Annotated in this window: 13 protein-coding genes and 1 pseudogene; 8 read left to right on the forward strand and 6 right to left on the reverse strand. The window is 72.7% G+C overall.

Annotated features, from left to right (window positions below; all coding sequences use genetic code 11):
• The first annotated feature begins 73 nt into the window (after window positions 1-73).
• The 3 genes from G401_RS0121295 (at window position 74) to G401_RS0121305 (ending at window position 3,456) form a co-directional block, all read left to right on the forward strand.
• On the forward strand, window positions 74-943 hold the full coding sequence (locus tag G401_RS0121295; RefSeq protein ID WP_084557461.1) for a methyltransferase domain-containing protein: 870 nt from the start codon (window positions 74-76) through the stop codon (window positions 941-943).
• A 252-nt stretch (window positions 944-1,195) separates the two neighbouring features.
• Window positions 1,196-2,284, forward strand: coding sequence for a HesA/MoeB/ThiF family protein (locus G401_RS0121300; protein ID WP_027344098.1), 1,089 nt, complete (start codon window positions 1,196-1,198; stop codon window positions 2,282-2,284).
• Window positions 2,281-3,456 (forward strand): hypothetical protein, encoded by a 1,176-nt coding sequence (locus G401_RS0121305; RefSeq protein ID WP_157546030.1) that lies wholly within the window; start codon window positions 2,281-2,283, stop codon window positions 3,454-3,456. Before G401_RS0121300 ends, G401_RS0121305 begins: the two co-directional genes overlap by 4 nt.
• A gap of 183 nt (window positions 3,457-3,639) precedes the next feature.
• On the opposite strand, the gene G401_RS0121310 is transcribed toward G401_RS0121305, so the two are convergent.
• Window positions 3,640-4,854, reverse strand: a complete 1,215-nt coding sequence (locus tag G401_RS0121310) for an MFS transporter (RefSeq protein ID WP_034592514.1) — start codon at window positions 4,852-4,854, stop codon at window positions 3,640-3,642.
• 69 nt (window positions 4,855-4,923) lie between these two features.
• On the opposite strand from G401_RS0121310, the gene G401_RS0121315 reads away from it, so the two are divergent.
• Together G401_RS0121315 and G401_RS58625 are read left to right on the forward strand one after the other, a co-directional pair.
• On the forward strand, window positions 4,924-5,379 hold the full coding sequence (locus G401_RS0121315) for a MarR family winged helix-turn-helix transcriptional regulator (RefSeq protein ID WP_027344101.1): 456 nt from the start codon (window positions 4,924-4,926) through the stop codon (window positions 5,377-5,379).
• Between the two features lie 105 nt (window positions 5,380-5,484).
• A pseudogene (locus G401_RS58625) lies at window positions 5,485-5,952 on the forward strand (SigE family RNA polymerase sigma factor); the annotation flags it as partial.
• A gap of 1,235 nt (window positions 5,953-7,187) precedes the next feature.
• On the opposite strand, the gene G401_RS0121325 reads toward G401_RS58625, so the two are convergent.
• Genes G401_RS0121325 through G401_RS0121335 form a run of 3 tightly spaced genes read right to left on the reverse strand, consistent with a single transcriptional unit; the run spans window position 7,188 to window position 9,457 of the window.
• On the reverse strand, window positions 7,188-8,063 hold the full coding sequence (locus G401_RS0121325; protein ID WP_027344102.1) for a sigma-70 family RNA polymerase sigma factor: 876 nt from the start codon (window positions 8,061-8,063) through the stop codon (window positions 7,188-7,190).
• On the reverse strand, window positions 8,060-8,452 hold the full coding sequence (locus G401_RS0121330; RefSeq protein ID WP_027344103.1) for a VOC family protein: 393 nt from the start codon (window positions 8,450-8,452) through the stop codon (window positions 8,060-8,062). The genes G401_RS0121325 and G401_RS0121330 overlap by 4 nt, the downstream gene beginning before the upstream one ends.
• Window positions 8,453-8,506: 54 nt before the next feature.
• Window positions 8,507-9,457: an aminoglycoside phosphotransferase family protein gene (locus tag G401_RS0121335; protein ID WP_027344104.1), complete on the reverse strand. Its 951-nt coding sequence runs from the start codon at window positions 9,455-9,457 to the stop codon at window positions 8,507-8,509.
• A 170-nt stretch (window positions 9,458-9,627) separates the two neighbouring features.
• On the opposite strand from G401_RS0121335, the gene G401_RS0121340 reads away from it, so the two are divergent.
• The 3 genes from G401_RS0121340 to G401_RS0121350 all read left to right on the forward strand — a co-directional run bounded on the left by G401_RS0121340 (window position 9,628) and on the right by G401_RS0121350 (window position 11,799).
• Complete coding sequence (locus G401_RS0121340) at window positions 9,628-9,993, forward strand: hypothetical protein (protein WP_027344105.1); 366 nt, start codon at window positions 9,628-9,630, stop codon at window positions 9,991-9,993.
• Between the two features lie 111 nt (window positions 9,994-10,104).
• A complete protein-coding gene (locus G401_RS0121345) occupies window positions 10,105-11,154 on the forward strand; it encodes an aldo/keto reductase (RefSeq protein WP_027344106.1) in 1,050 nt (349 codons plus the stop codon).
• A 123-nt stretch (window positions 11,155-11,277) separates the two neighbouring features.
• On the forward strand, window positions 11,278-11,799 hold the full coding sequence (locus tag G401_RS0121350) for a hypothetical protein (RefSeq protein WP_027344107.1): 522 nt from the start codon (window positions 11,278-11,280) through the stop codon (window positions 11,797-11,799).
• Between the two features lie 49 nt (window positions 11,800-11,848).
• Here the strand turns inward: G401_RS0121350 and G401_RS58365 are convergent, their stop codons facing one another.
• Entirely contained in the window at window positions 11,849-14,548 is a 2,700-nt protein-coding gene (locus tag G401_RS58365; RefSeq protein ID WP_027344108.1) for an AAA family ATPase, read from the reverse strand.
• A gap of 297 nt (window positions 14,549-14,845) precedes the next feature.
• Entirely contained in the window at window positions 14,846-17,569 is a 2,724-nt protein-coding gene (locus tag G401_RS47305; protein WP_051366944.1) for a LuxR C-terminal-related transcriptional regulator, read from the reverse strand.
• Between the last annotated feature and the right edge of the window lie 5 nt (window positions 17,570-17,574).

A 17,574-nucleotide genomic window follows, 5' to 3' on the forward strand; every position in this document is an offset into this window, starting at 1 on the left:
CCTGCCGTGATGTCGGTGAGATGTTGCGCGCGTTGTCGTGGCGTGGCGGCCTGCGAAGGTCGACCATGTGGTGATGACCTCTTCGCCTCGCCGGCCGGACGGCGGCCGACTGGATCCGACCGGCGCGCCGACACCGCCTGGCGGGGAGTCCACACCCGACCGCGGCTATCTGCTGGACAACGCGCGCACCGAGGCGGGCGAGCGGTTCGCGTGGCTGGCCGAGCTGTTCGACGGCGTGACGCGTACGCATGTCGAACGGCTGGGGATCGGAGCCGGCTCGCGCTGCTGGGAGGTCGGCGCCGGGGGCCGCAGCATCCCGGCGGCGCTCGCGGCGGCCGTCGGCCCGACCGGGTACGTGCTGGCCACGGACATCGACGTGTCGTGGCTGGCGGAAGGCGACGGGTACGAGGTGCGCCGGCACGACGTCGCCGCCGATCCGCCCCCGGAGCCGGGGACGTTCGATCTGGTGCACGCCAGGCTCGTGCTCATCCATCTGCCGGACCGGGCCCGGGCGCTGGCCACGATGGCGGCGGCGCTACGGCCCGGCGGTTGGCTGCTGGTCGAGGACGCCGACACCGCTCTGCAGCCATTGGCGTGCCTGGACGCCGTCGGCCCCGCCCAGCTGCGGGCCAACCGGATGCGCGCCGCGGTCCGGGAGTTGCTGACGCGCCGCGGCGCGGACCTGCGCTTCGGCCGGACGCTGCCGCGGGTGTTGCGGGCGGCGGGTCTGGTGGACGTCGCCGCGGCGGGCTCGTTCCCCGTCGGCGGTCTGGCCTGCGACCGGTTGGAGGCGGCGACCCTGCGGCACGTGCGCGGCGAGCTGCTCGCGGCCGGGCTGGCCGACGAAGCCGAGATCGACGCGCACCTGGCCGCCATCGACGCCGGCGAGCTCGACCTGACCCTCGCGCCGCTGATCTCGGCCTGGGGACGCCGCCCGGCCTGACAGCGCAGGATCTGCGGCACACGCGCGCCGGCCGCTGCGCTGTGACAGGACTGTGAACTGGGCGGCGCATCCTCTGCGGACGGGCACTAATCGAGTGCGGCAGAGGAGGTGAGCTGCTCATGGTGATCGTCATCACGAAGGTCGAGGACATCGAGGCAACCGCAATCCACCAGCGGGACACCGACCTGGCCTGAGCCACGCGCGGGGCGGCCCGCGGCCGCCCCGCCTGCCGAGGATGAGAGGGGAAGCGCTGTGACCGCCCGGCCCATGCTCAAGGGCATCATGGTTCATCGCGGCGAGGGCCAGGTGGTGCTCTGGCCGCGGGCTCTGCGACGGATGTACCTCCAGGACCACGACGGCAGCCTCGCCGTCCTGCTCGGACTGCTCGCCGAGGCCCGGCCCCGCCACGAACTCCGGGCGGCACTGGCCGAGCACGGGTTCGACGTCAGCGACGAGCAGCTGGCCGCGGTGCTCACGAGCCTCGACGAGATGGGCGTCCTGCTCGACGCGGACGGCGACGACGCCCTCGACGAGGCGACCCGGGAACGCCACCAGAGCAACCTGCGCTTCTACGACCTGTTCGCGGGCCTGGAGCGCACCAGCGCGAGCATGCACGCGGCCGCCCAGCGGTCGCGGGTGCTGCTCCTCGGCGCCGGCGGCATCGGCACCGGCATCCTCCAGTCCCTCGTCGGGCTGGGAGTGGGCCAGGTGACCGTCGTCGACCAGGACCGGGTGGAGACCAAGAACCTGGCGCGGCAGTTCGTCTACGGCCTCGCGGAGGTCGGCCGGCCGAAGGTGTACGCCGCGCAGGACTGGGCGAAGGCGTACTCGGCCGGGACTTCGGTCGTTCCCGTCCACGCGCGGGTGACCGATGTGGCGACCGTGCTGGAGCTCGGTGCCGACGCCGACATCGTCGTGTGCGCGATCGACTCGCCGGAGGACATCCGGCTCATCGTCAACGAAGCGTGCTTCGCGCTCGGCGTACCGTTCGTGGCCGGCGGGCTGAACTACTCCACGCTGTCCTACTGGTCCGTCGAGCCCGGCCGATCGCCGTGCTGGCAATGCCTCGCCCTGCACCGCACCGCCGAGGCGGCCGCCCTCCCCGAGGTTCTCCGCCAGGACGCCTATCTCGCGCCGCCGTCGGTCAACCGCGCCACCGGCCCGATGGCCCAGCTGATGTGCGGGCTGATGACGATGGAGATCATGCGGTACCTCACCCGCAGCGATCCGCCCGTCGCGGCCGCCACCTACCAGGTCATCGAGGTCGCCGACCGGCTGGCGATGAGCAGCGCCGCCTGGCAGCGGCACCCGGACTGTCCGATGTGCGGGGCCGTCCGATGACGTACGCCGTGACGAACCGGTACGCCGACCTGAGCCTGGTACGCGACGGCGACGGATACGTCATCGGCAGCCGGGGCAGCCGCACGTTCGTGGCGGTGCCCGAGATCGGCGGCACCGTCGTGGAGTGGCTGCAGGACGGCTGCACCGTCGAGGAATGCGCCGAACGGGCTGCGCAGCTGATGGGCGAGCCCGTCGACGTTGCCGGCTTCGTGGACGGGCTCACCGCCGCGGGTCTCCTGTCGGCGGCGGCCTCCGTGCCGGACGGCCCGGCGGTGTGGACCCGGCGCGTGGGGCGGGTCCTGTTCGGGCGTACCGGGCTGATCGTCCAGGGCGTGCTGGCCGCCGCCGGCGGGGTGGCGCTGATCGCCCGGCCGGAACTGCGGCCGCACTACACCGACGTCATCGTCGGTCACGTGGCGCTGCTGAGCATGGTGGCCGTCGCCGCCCTCGCCACCGCCTCCGGCCTGATCCACGAATGCGCGCACGTCCTCGCCGCCGCCGCGCGCGGCGTTCCGTCGCGGGTGTCGATCAGCCGTCGGATGATCACCATCGTCTACCAGACCGACCTGACCCGGCTGTGGTCGGTGCCCCGCCGCCAGCGCATCGCCCCGCTGGCCGCCGGCCCGCTGTCGGACGCCGCCACGCTCGGCCTGCTGCTGGCCGCCGAGCCGGCGATTCCGCCCGGCGTGGCGCTGTCCCTGGTCCGGGCGCTGGTCCTCATCAAGATCTCCGGCATAGCGTTCCAGTTCGAGGTGTTCATGCGGACGGACTTCTACGCCCTGTTCGTCGTCGTGACCGGCTGCCGCAACCTCTGGGGCGCGAAGGGCGCGGTGGCGCGCCGCGCGATCCGCCGGGCCACCGCCGACGACCTCAGCCTGCTGGCCTCGGTACGCCCCCGCGAAATCCGCTGGGCCTGGTTCTACCTGTTCCTGTACGTCCCCGGAGTGGCGTGGACCGCCTGGTACTTCTTCACCTTCGCCCTGCCCGCCACGATCAGGCTGGCCCGCATGTCCGTCGACGCCATCGGCAGCCACGGCGTGGCGAGCGTTCTCGGTCTGGCCGCGGTCGCGGCATTGGCGATCACCGCGACCACGACCGCGTTCATCCTGCGCGGTGTGGCACGCACGGCGGCGAGGCTGGTGAGAGACATCCGGCCCGCGGCCGCCCGATGACAGTCGCGACAAAGGTCAGGGGTGAAGGGTGAAACCGCGACCGAACCGCGGTGAATGATGCTTCGCCCCGGAGACCTGGCAGTGGAGTCCCCGGAGCGCAGCGACAGGGGCGGAACGGTCTCCCGCGTGAGGAGCGGAGGTGAGATCGACGGACCCGGGACAAAGTGATCTTGATCTTGAGCGTCAACCCACCGCGACCGGGCTTTCCTTTCCGGTACGCGTCTCGGCGGTCACGGGCACCCGTCGCCGGGCGAGCACCGTGGCGGCGATCAGCACGAGCAGTCCGGCGAAGCTCATCCCCGCCCCGGCCCAGAGCGTCGAGGCGTACCCGAGACCGGCGGTGATCGTGACGCCGCCCAGCCACGCCCCGAGCGCGTTGCCGACGTTGAACGCCGCGATGTTCGAGCCGGACGCCAGCGTGGGCGCCTGGCCGGCGTACTGCATGACGCGCATCTGCAGGGCGGGTGCGGTGGCGAAGCCGAACGCGCCCATCAGGATCAGCGAGGCCACGGCGAACGCCTGGTGCGCGGCGGTGAGCGCGAAGAGGACCAGGACCACCGTCAGCCCGGCGAGCACCACCCCGAGCGTGCGCGGAATCGACCGGTCGGCGGCGCGGCCGCCGAGCGCGTTGCCGATGAACAGGCCCACCCCGAACAGGACGAGCAGCCACGGGACCGTACTGGTCGCGAAGCCGCTCACGTCGGTCAGCGTGTACGCGATGTAGGTGAACGCGCCGAACATGCCGCCGAACCCGAGGACGGTCATCAGCAGCGAGAACCAGACCTGCGGCTCGGCGAAGGCGCGTACCTCCTGGCGGAGGCTGACGGCGCGGTTCGCACCGGTCCCGGCGGGGACGAGGGTGATCATGCCGATCAGCGCCGCGACACCGATGGCGGTGATCACCCAGAAGGTGGCCCGCCAGCCGTACTCCTGGCCGATGAAGGTGCCGAACGGTACGCCGAGCACGTTCGCGGCGGTCAGCCCGGTGAACATCATGGCGATGGCGGCGGCCTGCCGGGACGGCGCGACCAGGCCGGCGGCGACGACCGAGCCGATGCCGAAGAACGCGCCGTGGCTGAGCGCGGCCACGATCCGGCCCGCCAGCATCGCCTCGTAGGACCCGGCCAGGGCGGAGGTGAGGTTGCCCGCGATGAACAGCACCATCAGGCCGATCAGGACGTGCTTGCGTTCGAAGCGGGTGACCGCGGCGGTCAGCCCGACCGCGCCGACCGCCACCGCCAGGGCGTATCCGGAGATGAGCCAGCCCGCGACCGGCTCGGTGACGCCGAAGTCGGTGGCGACCTCCGGCAGGAGGCCCATGATGACGAACTCGGTCAGGCCGATGCCGAAGCCCCCGACAGCGAGGGCGAGCAGGCCGAATGGCGTCTTGCGCGACATGACCAGATAGTTGCACGCGCGCTATATACGCGCAAGCGTGCTCTTGCTCACCGCGTTACACTAGGCCGCATGAGCATCGGCGACGACGCGGTCGAGATCCGCGCGGAAGGCTGGCGGACGCTGGCCGCCCTCCACGCGCTCATCGAGACCGCGATGGAGAAGGCGCTACAGGCGGAGCACTCCCTGTCGGTCGTCGAGTTCACCGTGCTCGACGCCCTGTCCCGCCAGCACGGCTGGCACATGCGCATGCAGCAGCTCGCCCGGGCCGCCGCCCTGTCCAGCAGCGCCACGACCCGGCTCGTGAACCGGCTCGAAGACCGGGGGCTGCTGACCCGGGTGCTCTGCAAGGACGACCGCCGGGGCATCTACACCGAACTCACCGCCGCCGGATCGGCCCTGCTTCAGAGCGCGCGCCCGACCCACGACGACATCCTCGCGCGTACGCTCGCCGAGGCCGAGACGCTGCCGGAACTGGCACCGCTGGTGGACGCCCTTCACGCGCTGCCCGCCCGCACGGTCGCGTAGGGCGCATCAGCACGGCGTACCCACGACGCGAAATACTCGTGCCCGCGGGTCAACAGGATGCGCAGAGGTGGCGTTTCCTCCTGCGTGCTGACAACATCCGCCGAGATGAACGTGCTCGACTTCGACGACTTCGTACGCGACCGCGGCCCGGCCCTCATCCGGCTCGCCCGGCTGCTGACCGGCGATCCGCACCGGGCCGAGGACCTGGTGCAGGACACACTGGCCCAGGCGTACCCCCGTTGGAAGCGGATCGCACGGACCGAACGCCCGGACCTGTACGTGCGCCGCATCCTGGTCAACCTCAACATCTCCTGGTGGCGGCGCCAGACCAACTGGAACTTCCGCGGCGGCGGCCCTGGTGACCGGCCCGATCCCGCCGACGCGATCCGGCACACGGCCGACCGGCTGACGTTGTGGGAGGAGGTCGCCGCGTTGCCGCCCCGGCAGCGGGCCGTCGTGGCGCTGCGCTACTACGAGGATCTCGACGACAACCAGATCGCCGAGATCCTGGGCTGTTCGCCGGTGACCGTGCGTACGCACGCGATGCGCGGGCTCGCGGCCATCCGGTCCCGGCTGGACGACGGCGATCTGCCGGTCACGACCGACACCGGCCGGCTGGCGACCGCGGCCGCCCGGGACGGCCGCCGCCGGCAGCGCACGCGCCGCGCCACGCTCGCCGCCTTCGTGGCCACCGTGATGGCGGCGACCGCCGTCGTGGTCTGGGGCAGCACCGATGTGCCCCCACCCGTTCCGCTTCAGCCGAGCCCCGACCCGGCCCTGGTCGCGTTCGCGCCGCCCGCCGCCGGTCGCACCGCCGCCGAGGATCCCGCCGTGATCGGTTCCGATCCGACGCTGCTGCACATCGCGGTCGGCTCGCTACCAGGACCGCAAGGAACCCTGATCTGGACCACCGGCCCGGGACAGGAGACGGTCGACTTCCTCCTCCGGCCGGCGAATCGCGACGACCCGGGCATGGACACCGCCCGGCTGCAGGTCAGCGCCGCAACGACCGTGTCCCAGACGGGCCAGCGCGTACGGCTGCCCGGCGGGCAGACCGGATGGGCCGTCGTCGGCGGCGACCACACGACATTGTCATGGGCACCCACGTCCGGCACGGTCGCCCGATTGACCACGCCCGGACCGCCCGACCCGTCCGGACAGCCCGCCACCATGAGCCTCGCCCGCCTGCTCACGGTCGCCGGCACGATCAACCTCGACCACAACCACCGCTGCTCGGCGCCCTTCCGGCTCACCAGCCCCGCCGTCCGGCTCCGCTCGTGCGCCTTCACCCAGCGAACGACCGCTCCCCCGATTCCCGGCCTCCCGTCCGTGCGGTTCTTCACCGACCTCACCCTCGCCGCCGGCCACCACGAGCTGACCATGCAGTGCTCCGCCACCGCCGCGACCAGTCCGGAGCCCGGCGATGTCACCACCGACCACGACGTCGCGTACGCCGTCCGCACGGACGAGACAGCCCGGCAGATCGGGTTGCGGGCTCAGATCCGGCGCCCGTTCACCTGCGACATCAGCGCACCGGCAGCGGTCTCGACCACGGACCTCGTGACGTTCGTGAACGGGGTGGTGCCGGTGGGCCGAGCCGACGATCCGCAGACCTGGCCGGTGGACCCGAGCCGCTGACCAGATCGCAGCGGAACGGGACCGACCGCTCATGGCCGGACATCGATCCAGCGCATAGCTCCTAAGTAGCCGAAGACGGCGTTGTCCGAGGCGGCGTACGGCGCTGAGGAGCTCGGTCGGTCTGCCCGGGATGGCCTGCTCGTGCACGGGCAGTCCCTGACGACATCGGCTCAGGCCGGGGCGGGCAGCTGGATCGCGGCGAGTTTGGCCGGGTCGACGACGATGTGGATACCCGTGATCCGGCCGTCGGTGACGGTGAAGGCGATGACTGAGAGCGGCGTTCCGTCGGCGCGCCAGGACATGTGGCCGCGGACGCCGTTGACCAGCACGGGTCGGTGGCGGGCGACCTCGCCGGAGAACATGCGGGCGCCGGCGGCGACCTTGGTGGCGCCGAGGGTGACGACCACGCCGTCCGCGGTGTCGACGGTCAGCTTCACGTCCGGGTCGAGGACACGCAGGAGCGCGTCGAAGTCGCCGTTGAGGGCCGCGGCGCGGAATGCCTGGACGACCTCGCGGTGCTCGCGGCCCGGGCCCGCCGGCCGGTCCGTGGCTCGGACCTTGCGGCGGGCGCGGCTGGCGATCATCTTGGTGGCGTCGGCGGACTTGCCCAGGATCGGGCCGATCTCGTGGAACGGGACCGCGAACATGTCGTGCAGGACGAACGCCAGGCGCTCGCTCGGGGTGAGCGAGTCGAGCACGACGAGCAGGGCCAGGCCGACCGATTCGGCCAGCGCCGCCTGCTCGTCCGGCGCCGGTTCGTCGTCGGGCGTCACCACGAGGCCCGCGAACTCCTGCCCGTAGGCGGTTTCGGGGTGGGCTTGGCGCGATCTCAGGAGGTCCAGGCTGATGCGGCCGACCACGGTGGTCAGCCAGCCCGCCAGGTTGCCGATGGCCGCCTCGTCCTGGCGGACGAGGCGCATCCAGGCTTCCTGGACCACGTCCTCGGCGTCGGCGTGCGAGCCCAGCACGCGGTACGCGACGGCGCGCAGCCGGTCGCGCTGGGCTTCGAACGCCTCGGTCACGAGGCCGGACGGGTCGGTGGTCACGGCTTTCGCTGCTGGCGGAGCGAGATCCGGTTGCCGTCCGGGTCCACAGCCTCGATGCGGACCCCGAACGGATAGTTCTCGGGTTCGGACCCTTCGAAGGTGACCCCACGTTCGCGGAGGATCGCGAAGTCCTTGCGCAGATCGTCGGATTCGAGGATCAGCGGACCGGGCGCGGCCTGCCGGCCCGCATCGCCCGGCTGTCCCGCGGCCGCCGCATGCGACCACAGGATGATCTGCACCGGGCTGTCGGGAACGCCAACCGTGAGGAACCGTCCGTCTGGCCCCGGGTAGTCGATCCGCTTCTCCAGGCCGAGTCCCTCGGTGTAGAACTTCAGCGCGCGGTCCTGATCGGTGACGTAGACCGTCACGTACATGATGTTGGTCAGCATCCTGCTCTCGATTCACTCGTGGGTGCGGCGACCGTTCGTCTTCGGTCGTCGCCCCTATGACGAGTGCCTGCGGGAGAAGGTAACAGGACCGTTCCGGGTCGCCGCGAGCCGTTGCAGAGCCGCGGCAGCCGGTGGCGCCCAGCTGGCTTTGCCGCCCGGCCGGCCGTGGATTCCGTTGTCGCCGATGAGGAGGCAGGCGAGCGCCTTCATCAGCGCGCAGCCGCGGGCGCGGCGCATGGTCGCCGCATCGGCCGCCGGCAGGTAGCCGCGCTGGAAACGGTCGACGGCACCGTCGGGCAGGAGCAGCCAGGCGCCGGCGAGGTCGTAGGCGGGATTCCCGGCGCACAGATCGCCGAAATCGACCACCCCGCAGAGATTGCCGTCGCCGGTCAGTACGTTCGCCGGGTGCAGATCGCCGTGCAGCCAGACCGGCGGGCCGTTCCACGCGGGGGCGGTCACCGCGTCGTCCCAGACTTCGCGAAGAGCTTGCGGGTCGGCGATCAGTCCCCGTTCGGTCGTCGCCGCGATCATGTCGGCGATGCCGTTGTCCAGCGCGGCAAGCGGGCCGCCTCGGCGGTGCCGGCCCACCGGCGCGCCGTCGGGCGCGGGCTGGTGCAGCGCGGTCAGAAAGGCCGCCAGCAGGTCGGCCGACTCGGCGCCGCGCGTCACCGGCGCGCGGTCGGCGGGCTCACCGGCGACCCAGGTCGTGACGATCCAGGGGCGCGGGAACCGATCCGAGGGCCGGCCCAGACGCTGCGGGACGGGAATCGGCAGCGGCAGGCGCGGCGCCATGCCCGGCAGCAGGGTGTACTCCTTGACGAGCAGCTCCTCTTCGTCCCGCGTGTGCCAGGCCAGCCGGACCGCCAGGTCGTCGCCGAGCCGCCACAGCTGGTTGTCCCAGCCGACGGCTCCGAATTTCAGCGGCAGCCCGGCGAGGTCAGGGTGCTGGTCGTGGAGCAGTTCGGCGATCAGGTCGGCGGTGATCTCGACGTCGGGGCTCGTCATCGGAGCGACTGTACCCCCGACGATCGGGTCAAGATCAACCGGCGGCGAGGGGCAATCGCCGGCTCAGGTGGCCACAGCAGTCCGGCCGTCACGGGCCGGCTGCCGAAACCGGCTGGCTCACCGCCAGCGCCGGCCGGTACCGTGCTCCGGCCAGGACGAAGGAGGCGGCGATGCCGGAGACGACGACCCTGTGGCGGCCGACCGGCCCGCAGGAGCTGGAGCTGGTGCGCGCCTCCGGCTGGCGGGCGTGGCCGCCGCGGCTGCCGGATCAGCCGATCTTCTACCCCGTCCTGAACGAGCAGTACGCGGTCATGATCGCCCGGGACTGGAACGTGCCCGCTTCCGGCGTCGGCTACGTCACCCGGTTCGAGGTCGACCGGGAGTTCGCGTCCCGCTATCCGGTGCGGCAGGTGGGCGGGCGCGACATCCTCGAACTCTGGGTGCCGGCCGAGGAACTCGACGATTTCAACCAGCACATCGTCGGGCTGATCGAGGTCGTCCACGAGTTCCGGCCGGACGGCGCCGCGACAAGCTGAGTGGCGCCGGTCGTCATCGAGCGGCGGGCGCGGGCGCGCCACTTGACTTCGAGCACACTCCAGCTCCTACGCTCGGTCTCGCTCATGATGATCGACAACAGGGGGAACGGCATGCGCTACCGACCGCTCGGCGGCACCGGCATGGAGGTCAGCGTCTACTGCCTGGGCGCCATGATGTTCGGCGCGATCGGCAACGCCGACCACGACGACAGCATCCGGATCATTCACACGGCGCTCGACGCGGGCGTCAACTTCATTGATACGGCCGACATGTACTCGGCCGGAGAGTCCGAGACCATCGTGGGCAAGGCGCTGAAGGGCCGGCGCGACGAGGTCGTCCTGGCCACGAAGGTGCACTTCCCGATGGGTGAGGGCCGCAACCGCGGCGGCAACTCGCGGCGCTGGATCATGATGGAGGTCGAGGAGAGCCTGCGGCGGCTCGGCACCGACTGGATCGACCTGTACCAGATCCACCGGCCCGACCTGACCACCGACATCGAGGAAACCCTGTCGGCCCTGACCGACCTGCAGCGCCAGGGCAAGATCCGGGCGTTCGGCAGCTCGACCTTCCGGCCCGAGGACATCGTGGACGCCCACCACGTCAGCGAGCGCCGGGGCCTGGGCCGGTTCCGCACCGAGCAGCCGCCGTACTCGATCCTGGCCCGCTGGATCGAGTCGTCGACGCTGCCGCTGGCGCAGAAGTACGGCATGGGCGTCATGACGTGGAGCCCGCTGGCGTTCGGCTTCCTCACCGGCCGCTACCGCAAGGGGCAACCGGTCGACCTGACCGCCGGCCGGGCCGGGCTGGCCCCGTCGCGGTTCGACCCGGCGCTGCCGGACAACCAGGTCAAGCTCGACGCGGTCGAGCGCCTCGTGGAGGTCGCCGACCAGGCCGGCCTGACGCTGCCCGAGCTGGCGATGGCCTTCCCGCTGGCCCATCCGGCCGTCACCTCGGTCATCCTCGGCCCGCGTACGCTCGACCAGCTGACCGGACTGCTCAAGGGCGTGTCGGTGACGCTCGACGACGCGACGCTGGACCGGATCGACGAGATCGTCCCGCCGGGCACGAACCTGGTCAAGGAGCACGGGCCGTGGACGCCGCCGACCCTCGCCGACGCCGGTACGCGACGCCGCCCGGTCGGGGACCGTTCCGCTGCCTGATCAGGGGCATCCGCCGTCGCGCCGACCGCGCGACGGCGGGCCCTCGGTCGGGTGACTTCCCGCCCCTGTCGGCTGACGTCCTGTTCGGCCGGTGACAACCGATCGCGTGGTCCGTCGGCACCTATGGGTCGAGGAGGTGCCGATGCGCAGCGGAGATGGGCAAGCCCAGCAGGAGTTTCGCGAGTACTTCGCGGCTCGCCGCCGCGCTGGACCGAGTGCGGCGCGGATCTGTCCATTCCGGACCCGGCGAAGCCCGTCGATCCCTACGACAACTGCCTGCTCGTCGCGGTCGACCCGGCCACCGCACGGGCGACCGTCCTGGCCCACCAGCCGGAACTGGACCTCCCGTCCCTGGTCCCCGCGCCCACCGCGGTCGGGATCTGGGTGACCGGCCGGTCCCGCGGCCAGAACGCGTACGCGGCCGCGGCTGTGAGTCACGACCGTGGCCGGACCTGGTCGGTGAGTACGCTCGGCGCCGGCGAGACGGTCTCCGCGACCGCGTCCGACTGGGGCGAAACCGGAGTGCTCACCGTCGAGGGGACCGCCGCGTACGCGCTCGTCACGATGCCGGTGACGGCGGACCTGGGATCGCGTACCGGTGACGGCCGGCGCTGGATCCGCAGCGTCATCCGCGTACACCGGTAGTTCCTCCGGGGTGCAGGCCCGCGTACGTCAGACGATGTACGCGGGCCGGCTATTCGGCGGCGGCGGACAGGACGCCGGCCAGCTCGGACCGCGAGCTCACGCCGAGCTTCGGGTAGATGCGGTAGAGGTGGGTGCTGACCGTGCGGGGCGACAGGAACAGGCGCCCGCCGATCTCCCGGTTGCTCAGCCCGACCGCGGCCAGTTCGGCGATCTGGACCTCCTGCGGTGTCAGCCGGTCGCGGGCGTCGTCCGGACGGCGCAGCGTCTCGCCGGACGCCCGCAGTTCCCGCCGGGCGGACTCGGCCCACGGGGCGGCCCCGAGGGCCTGGAACGCGGTGGCCGCCGCGCGCAGGTGCGAGCGCGACTCGGCCGGCCGGCGCTGGCGGCGCAGCCAGGCACCGTACGCGTGTTGGAGCCGGGCCCGTTCGAACACCCACCCGGCCGGGGCGTCGGCCAGTGCCGTCCGGAACAGCTCCTCTGCTTCGTCCTCGTCGGCCAGCATCGCCGCGGCGTACGCGAGCGCCACCCGCAGGACCGGTGAGCCGGACTGCGCCGCGATGGGCGTCATCTGCTCGACCAGGGCCCGCACGGCGTCGTGGCGTCCACAGCGGACACCGGCCTCGACCAGCGGCGCCAGCGTGACGAAGCGCATGTAGGGGTGGTACGCGACGTCGGCCGGGTCGAAGACGCGGCTGAGGTGGTCGAACGCCTCCTCGTGGCGGCCGGCGCCCAGCGCCGCGACCCCGCGTGCCTGCATCACCAGGGAGAGCTGCGGATGCGCCCCCGCGGAGAGCAGCACGCGTTCGCCCTGCTCGGTCAGCGCGGCCGTGGTCGCCGTGTCGCCGCGCAGCGCGGCGACGTAGGCCTGGGCCAGGCCGGCGACCGGGATCCACAGCGGCTGGCTGGTCTCGCGGGCCAGCGCGGCCGCCTCCGCCGCCGCGGTCAGGCCGAGCCCGGTGTCGCCCAGCCAGGCGGCGTTCCACGCCTGGGTCACCAGGGCCTGGGCGAGGCCGGGCAGCCGGCCCTGGTCGCGCAGGCCTGCCATCGATTCGGCGAGGAACAGCGCGGCCAGGTCGAGTGCGCCGAGCATCGAAGCCCCGCTCCCGAGCTCGTGCAGGTCGCCGGGATCGATCCCGAGCCGGGTGCTCAGCTGCGCCAGGCTGCCCAGGACCAGCCGGCCCTGCCCGATCGGGTCGACAAGCGCCAGCATCGCCACCAGCCGGGGGTCCAGCGGCGGCCGGTCGAGCCGGCCGGCGGCGGTGACGAACGCCTGCCGGAGATGATCCTCCGGGTTGGACCACGCACAGCGCAGGCTGATCTGGGCCAGCATGTCCAGCGCCAGCTCCGGATCGCCGTCCCGGCCGGCCTGCTCGGCGATCTCGATCGACGCCAGCAGCCGGGACGAGCCCGACCAGCCGGCGCCGCCGTACACCTCGCGCAGCCAGGCCGCGTAATTGCGGTCGCCGGGCCGCATCTCCTGCTCCTCGGCACTGCGCAGGAGGCGTACCACGGCCGCGTAGTCGCCCACCTCCGACGCCGCCACGGCGGCCGACACCAGCCGGCCCGCACGGTCGAGGCCCGGCTCGGTCAGCTGAGCCGCACGCTCCCACGCCGTCACCGCGGTGGCCGGGGCGCCTCGCCGCCGCGCCCGGCGGGCCAGCTCGTCCACCTGCCGGGCCAGCTCCTCGTCCCGGCCGAAGGTCGCCGCCGCACGATGCAGCACCCGCCGCTCCGGGTCGCCGACCACATCGGCCAGAGCCGCGTGTACGCGTCCCCGCTGGGACAGGCCGGCAGCCTGCCGGACGGCCGAACGGACCAGCGGGTGGCGGAACCGGACCCGCAGCGTACCGTCGACTTCGAGGACGCCGGCCGCGATCGCCGGTTCGGCTTCGGCCACCGTGACCTCGCCCGCCTCGATCGCCGCGCCGGCCGCCAGCATCTCGTCCAGCCCGTCGCCGTCGTTGAACGCCGCCACCAGCAGCAGCGACCGGGTCGGCGCGGGCAGGCCGGCGACCAGGTCGCCGAAGGTCCGTTCGAGACGGGTGGACAGCGGCAGCCATGCGGGCAGCAGCCCCTGCTCGCCGAACCGGGCCGCGACACCGGCCAGCTCCCGCAGTCCCAACGGGTTGCCGGCCGCCTCGGCCAGCACCCGCGCCCGCAGGTCGGCCGCCAGGGCCGGCGCCTGCGCGTCCAGCAGCGCCGCGGCATCCGCCTCGGCCAGCGGACCCACCGCCAGCTCGCGCAGTCCCGCGCGGGCCACCCGTTCGTCGGCCTCCTCGCCGTCGCGTACGCCCAGCAGCATGACGACGGCCTCCGCGTCGAGCCGGCGCCCGCCGAACGCCAGCACGTCCCAGCTCGACCGGTCCAGCCACTGTGCGTCGTCGATCACGATCAGCATCGGTCGTTGCGCCGAGACGGCCGACAGCAGCCCGACCATCGCCAGAGCCACCTGGTACGCCGCGGTCGAGCCGGAGCCGGTGCCGTCCGCGACGGCCAGCAGATCCTCGCCCAGGGGGCGCAGCAGCACCTGCAATCCGCTGAACGGCACGTCGAACTCGGTCTGCACCGCGGTCGTCCGCAGCACCGTCACATCCGCCGCGGTCGCCTGGGCGACGGCCGCTGCCAGCAGCGCCGACTTGCCCACACCGGCGGCACCCCGCACGACGAGCGCGCCGCCGCGATCGGGCAGGCCGTCCAGCAGGCCGCGCAGGTGTCGCAGTTCGGGTTCCCGGCCCCACAGTTCCGCCATGACGCTCCCCCGACCGGTCCGCGCCGGGCGTGGCCGACCCGGCGCGGCCAGTGTCCCCCTGATCCACCTGTCGATCTCCGCTGGCCCCCGGCGGTACCGGCAGCCGGACGCCCGACGACGGCGAGCTCCACCGGCAAGGACGGTCAACCGCGCGATGCCCAGGAGGGATTACTGCGCCGCATCCTCGGTCACGCTGAACGAGCAGGTGGGAATCCATAGGCTGGCTCGTCGATGCCAGGCGAGAAGACCGATGCTCGCTGCTGCCCGCTCGGAGGGATCGCCCCGTCGCCGGCATGCTCACCGGTCGGAGGGCGTCGCGAGCCCGCGGTCGGTCGCCGCGGCGGCGAGTTCGGTCCGGTTGGTCGTGTGCAACTTGGCGAAGATGTGCGACAGGTGCGTCTTGACGGTGCCCCTGCTGATGAAGAGCCGCGCGCCGATCTCCGGATTGGTGAGGCCCTCCGCGACGAGGCGTACGACATCGAGTTCCGTCGGGGTCAGGCTCGACCATCCGGTGGCGGGCCGTCCGCGCCGCCCGCGGGCGCGCCGCACGTAGGCGACCGCCTGGTCGAGCGCGAGGTTTCGCCCCTCCGCCGCGGCCGCGTCGAAGTCGGGCTCGCCCAGCGCCTCACGCAGGTCGGTCACGGCGATGTCGAAGACCTTTTGCTGGTACGCCGTGCGGGGCAGCCTCATCGCCGTACGTGCTGATTCGGCGGCGTACAGGGTGCGGACGTCGTCGAGGGTCGGTTGGATCGTCGCACCGTGCCGGGCGAGCGCTTCGAGACTGTCGAGTTGAGACGATCGGAGTCGATGCTCGACGCGGATGGTCAGCGCCGCATGGTGGAGGTCGACGGCGCGGGCGAGTCCGTCGGGGTCGGCCGCGGCCAGCTCGCCTTGGGCGGCGTACACGTCTGCCAGTGCGCTGGGTAGCTGCAGGCGTTGCGCGACGGCGAGACCCGTGTCCAGTGTGGACCGCGCTTCGTCGCACCTGCCGGTTACGGCCAGGGCCGCGCCGAGTTCGGGTAGGGCCTGGCCGGCGATCCAGGTCGCGACACCGCGGTCGGTCGAGGTGGCGGCTGCCCGCAGCCGGGTGATCGCGGCCGCATCGTTGCCGCGGCGCGTCTCCAGGACTGCCACGGCCTGGTCGAGGAAGGGTATGAACACACCATCGGCGAAGCGCAGCATCGGGTCGATCAGCTCGCTCGCGGCGTCGAGGTCGCCGGTCAGCGCGCTGATCCGGGCAAGCACCGAGCGTGCCATGCCGACGCGCAAGTGGTCGCCGAGCGGTTCGGCGACGTGCAGCGCCTCGGCGGCGAGGGCGTGGGCGCGGGCGGGATCGCCCGTCGCCAGGGCGCCGTTCGCCTGGTACAAGAGCACCGTCGACAGTACGCCGCGGTGGTGTCGGAGGTGCCGGCGTACGCTGCCGTCCACGATCGCCTCGGCGTCGGCGTGACGGTCGCGCAGGTGCAAGATGATCGCCTGGAGCGCCCGTGCCGCGCCGAGCCCGAAGGCGTCGCCGCCGGCCGTTGCCGCCGCATGGGCTTGCTCGCAGAGTTGCCAGGCTGTGTCGAAGTCCGTGTAGAAGGCCCCGACCGCCGACAGGTTCAGGCACAGTGCGCGCAGCCCCTCGTCGCCGACCTCGGTGGCCAGGTCGAGCGCCCGCGTGGAGGCGGCGTACTCGACGTCGAGTGGGTCGGCGGTGTCGGCCACCAGCGCGACCCCGGTCAGCAGCCGCGCCTGGAGCCGGGAGCGGTCGGTCGGGGCGCGGTCGACCGCGCGGCGCAGGTAGCCGAGTCCTTCCTGACCACGCTGGCCGAGGTGCCACAGCCAGGCGAGCGACGCGGCCAGCCGTCGTCCGGCGTCGGGGTCGTCGGCCGCCAGCCCCCGGTCCAGCGCGGCGCGCAGGTTCTCGTACTCCGTCAGCAGCGCCTGCCGCCACCGGTCGGTGTCCTGCTCGCGATCGGTCTCGGCGGCCTCGACGAACCCGAGGTACCAGTCGAGATGCCGGTCGCGCCGGTCTTGTTCCTCGCCGGCCTCGACCAGCCGGGCAGCCGCGTACGCCCGGATCGTCTCTAAAAGATGGAAGCGCAGCTCGCCGGGATGTTCCTCGGCGACCACCAGCGACTTGTCGACCAGCCGCCCGAGGGCGGGCAGAACCTCGGCGGACGCGACGGCGCCGGAGGCGGCCAGCGCCTGCGCCGCGGGCAGCCCGAATGATCCGGCGAAGACCGCGAGCCGGCGGAAGACCACGCGCTCGACCTCGTCGAGCAGCGCGTGGCTCCAGTCGATCGACCCGGCGAGCGTGCGTTGCCGCCGCTGCGCGCCGCGCGGACCGCGCACGAGCAGCGCGAACCGGTCGTCCAGGCCGGCCTCGATCTGCTGCGGGGTGAGGGTACGCACCCAGGCCGCGGCGAGTTCGAGGGCGAGCGGGATCCCGTCCAGATGCGCCGCGATCGACCGGACGGCGGCTTCGCTGGACTCGTCGAGCGCGAACGAGTGCTTCGCCAGTCGCGCGCGGTCGGTGAACAGCGCGAACGCGTCGTCGTCCGACAGCGGCGGTACGCCCAGGACCGCCTCCCCCGGCACCCCCAGCGGTTCCCGGCTGGTGACCAGGATCGTGACCGCCGGACAGCCGCGCAGGACCGCCGCCACCGTGTCCGCGACCGCGTCGATCAGGTGTTCGGCGTTGTCGAGGCACAGCAGCACCCGCCGGTCGGCCACGTGTGCGATGAGCGCCGGCAGCGGCCCGCCGAGGACCGGTACCCCCGCCGCCACAGCCGCCGCTTCCGCCACAGCCGTCCCGTCGTTGAGCGGTGCCAGATCGATCCACCAGATGCCGTCGGGGTAGCGGTCGCGCTGCCCGGCGGCCACCTGAGCGGCCAGCCGGGTCTTGCCCGCGCCGCCCGGTCCGGTCAGCGTCACCAGCCGGTGACCGGCCAGCAGCTCGCCGGCGAGCGTGCTTTCCGCGCCGCGCCCGACGAACGACGTGAGCTGGCCCGGCGGGGCGGATGATCGGACCGGCATGGCTA

The sequence above is a fragment of the Hamadaea tsunoensis DSM 44101 genome, assembly GCF_000428945.1.
GTDB lineage: Bacteria > Actinomycetota > Actinomycetes > Mycobacteriales > Micromonosporaceae > Hamadaea > Hamadaea tsunoensis.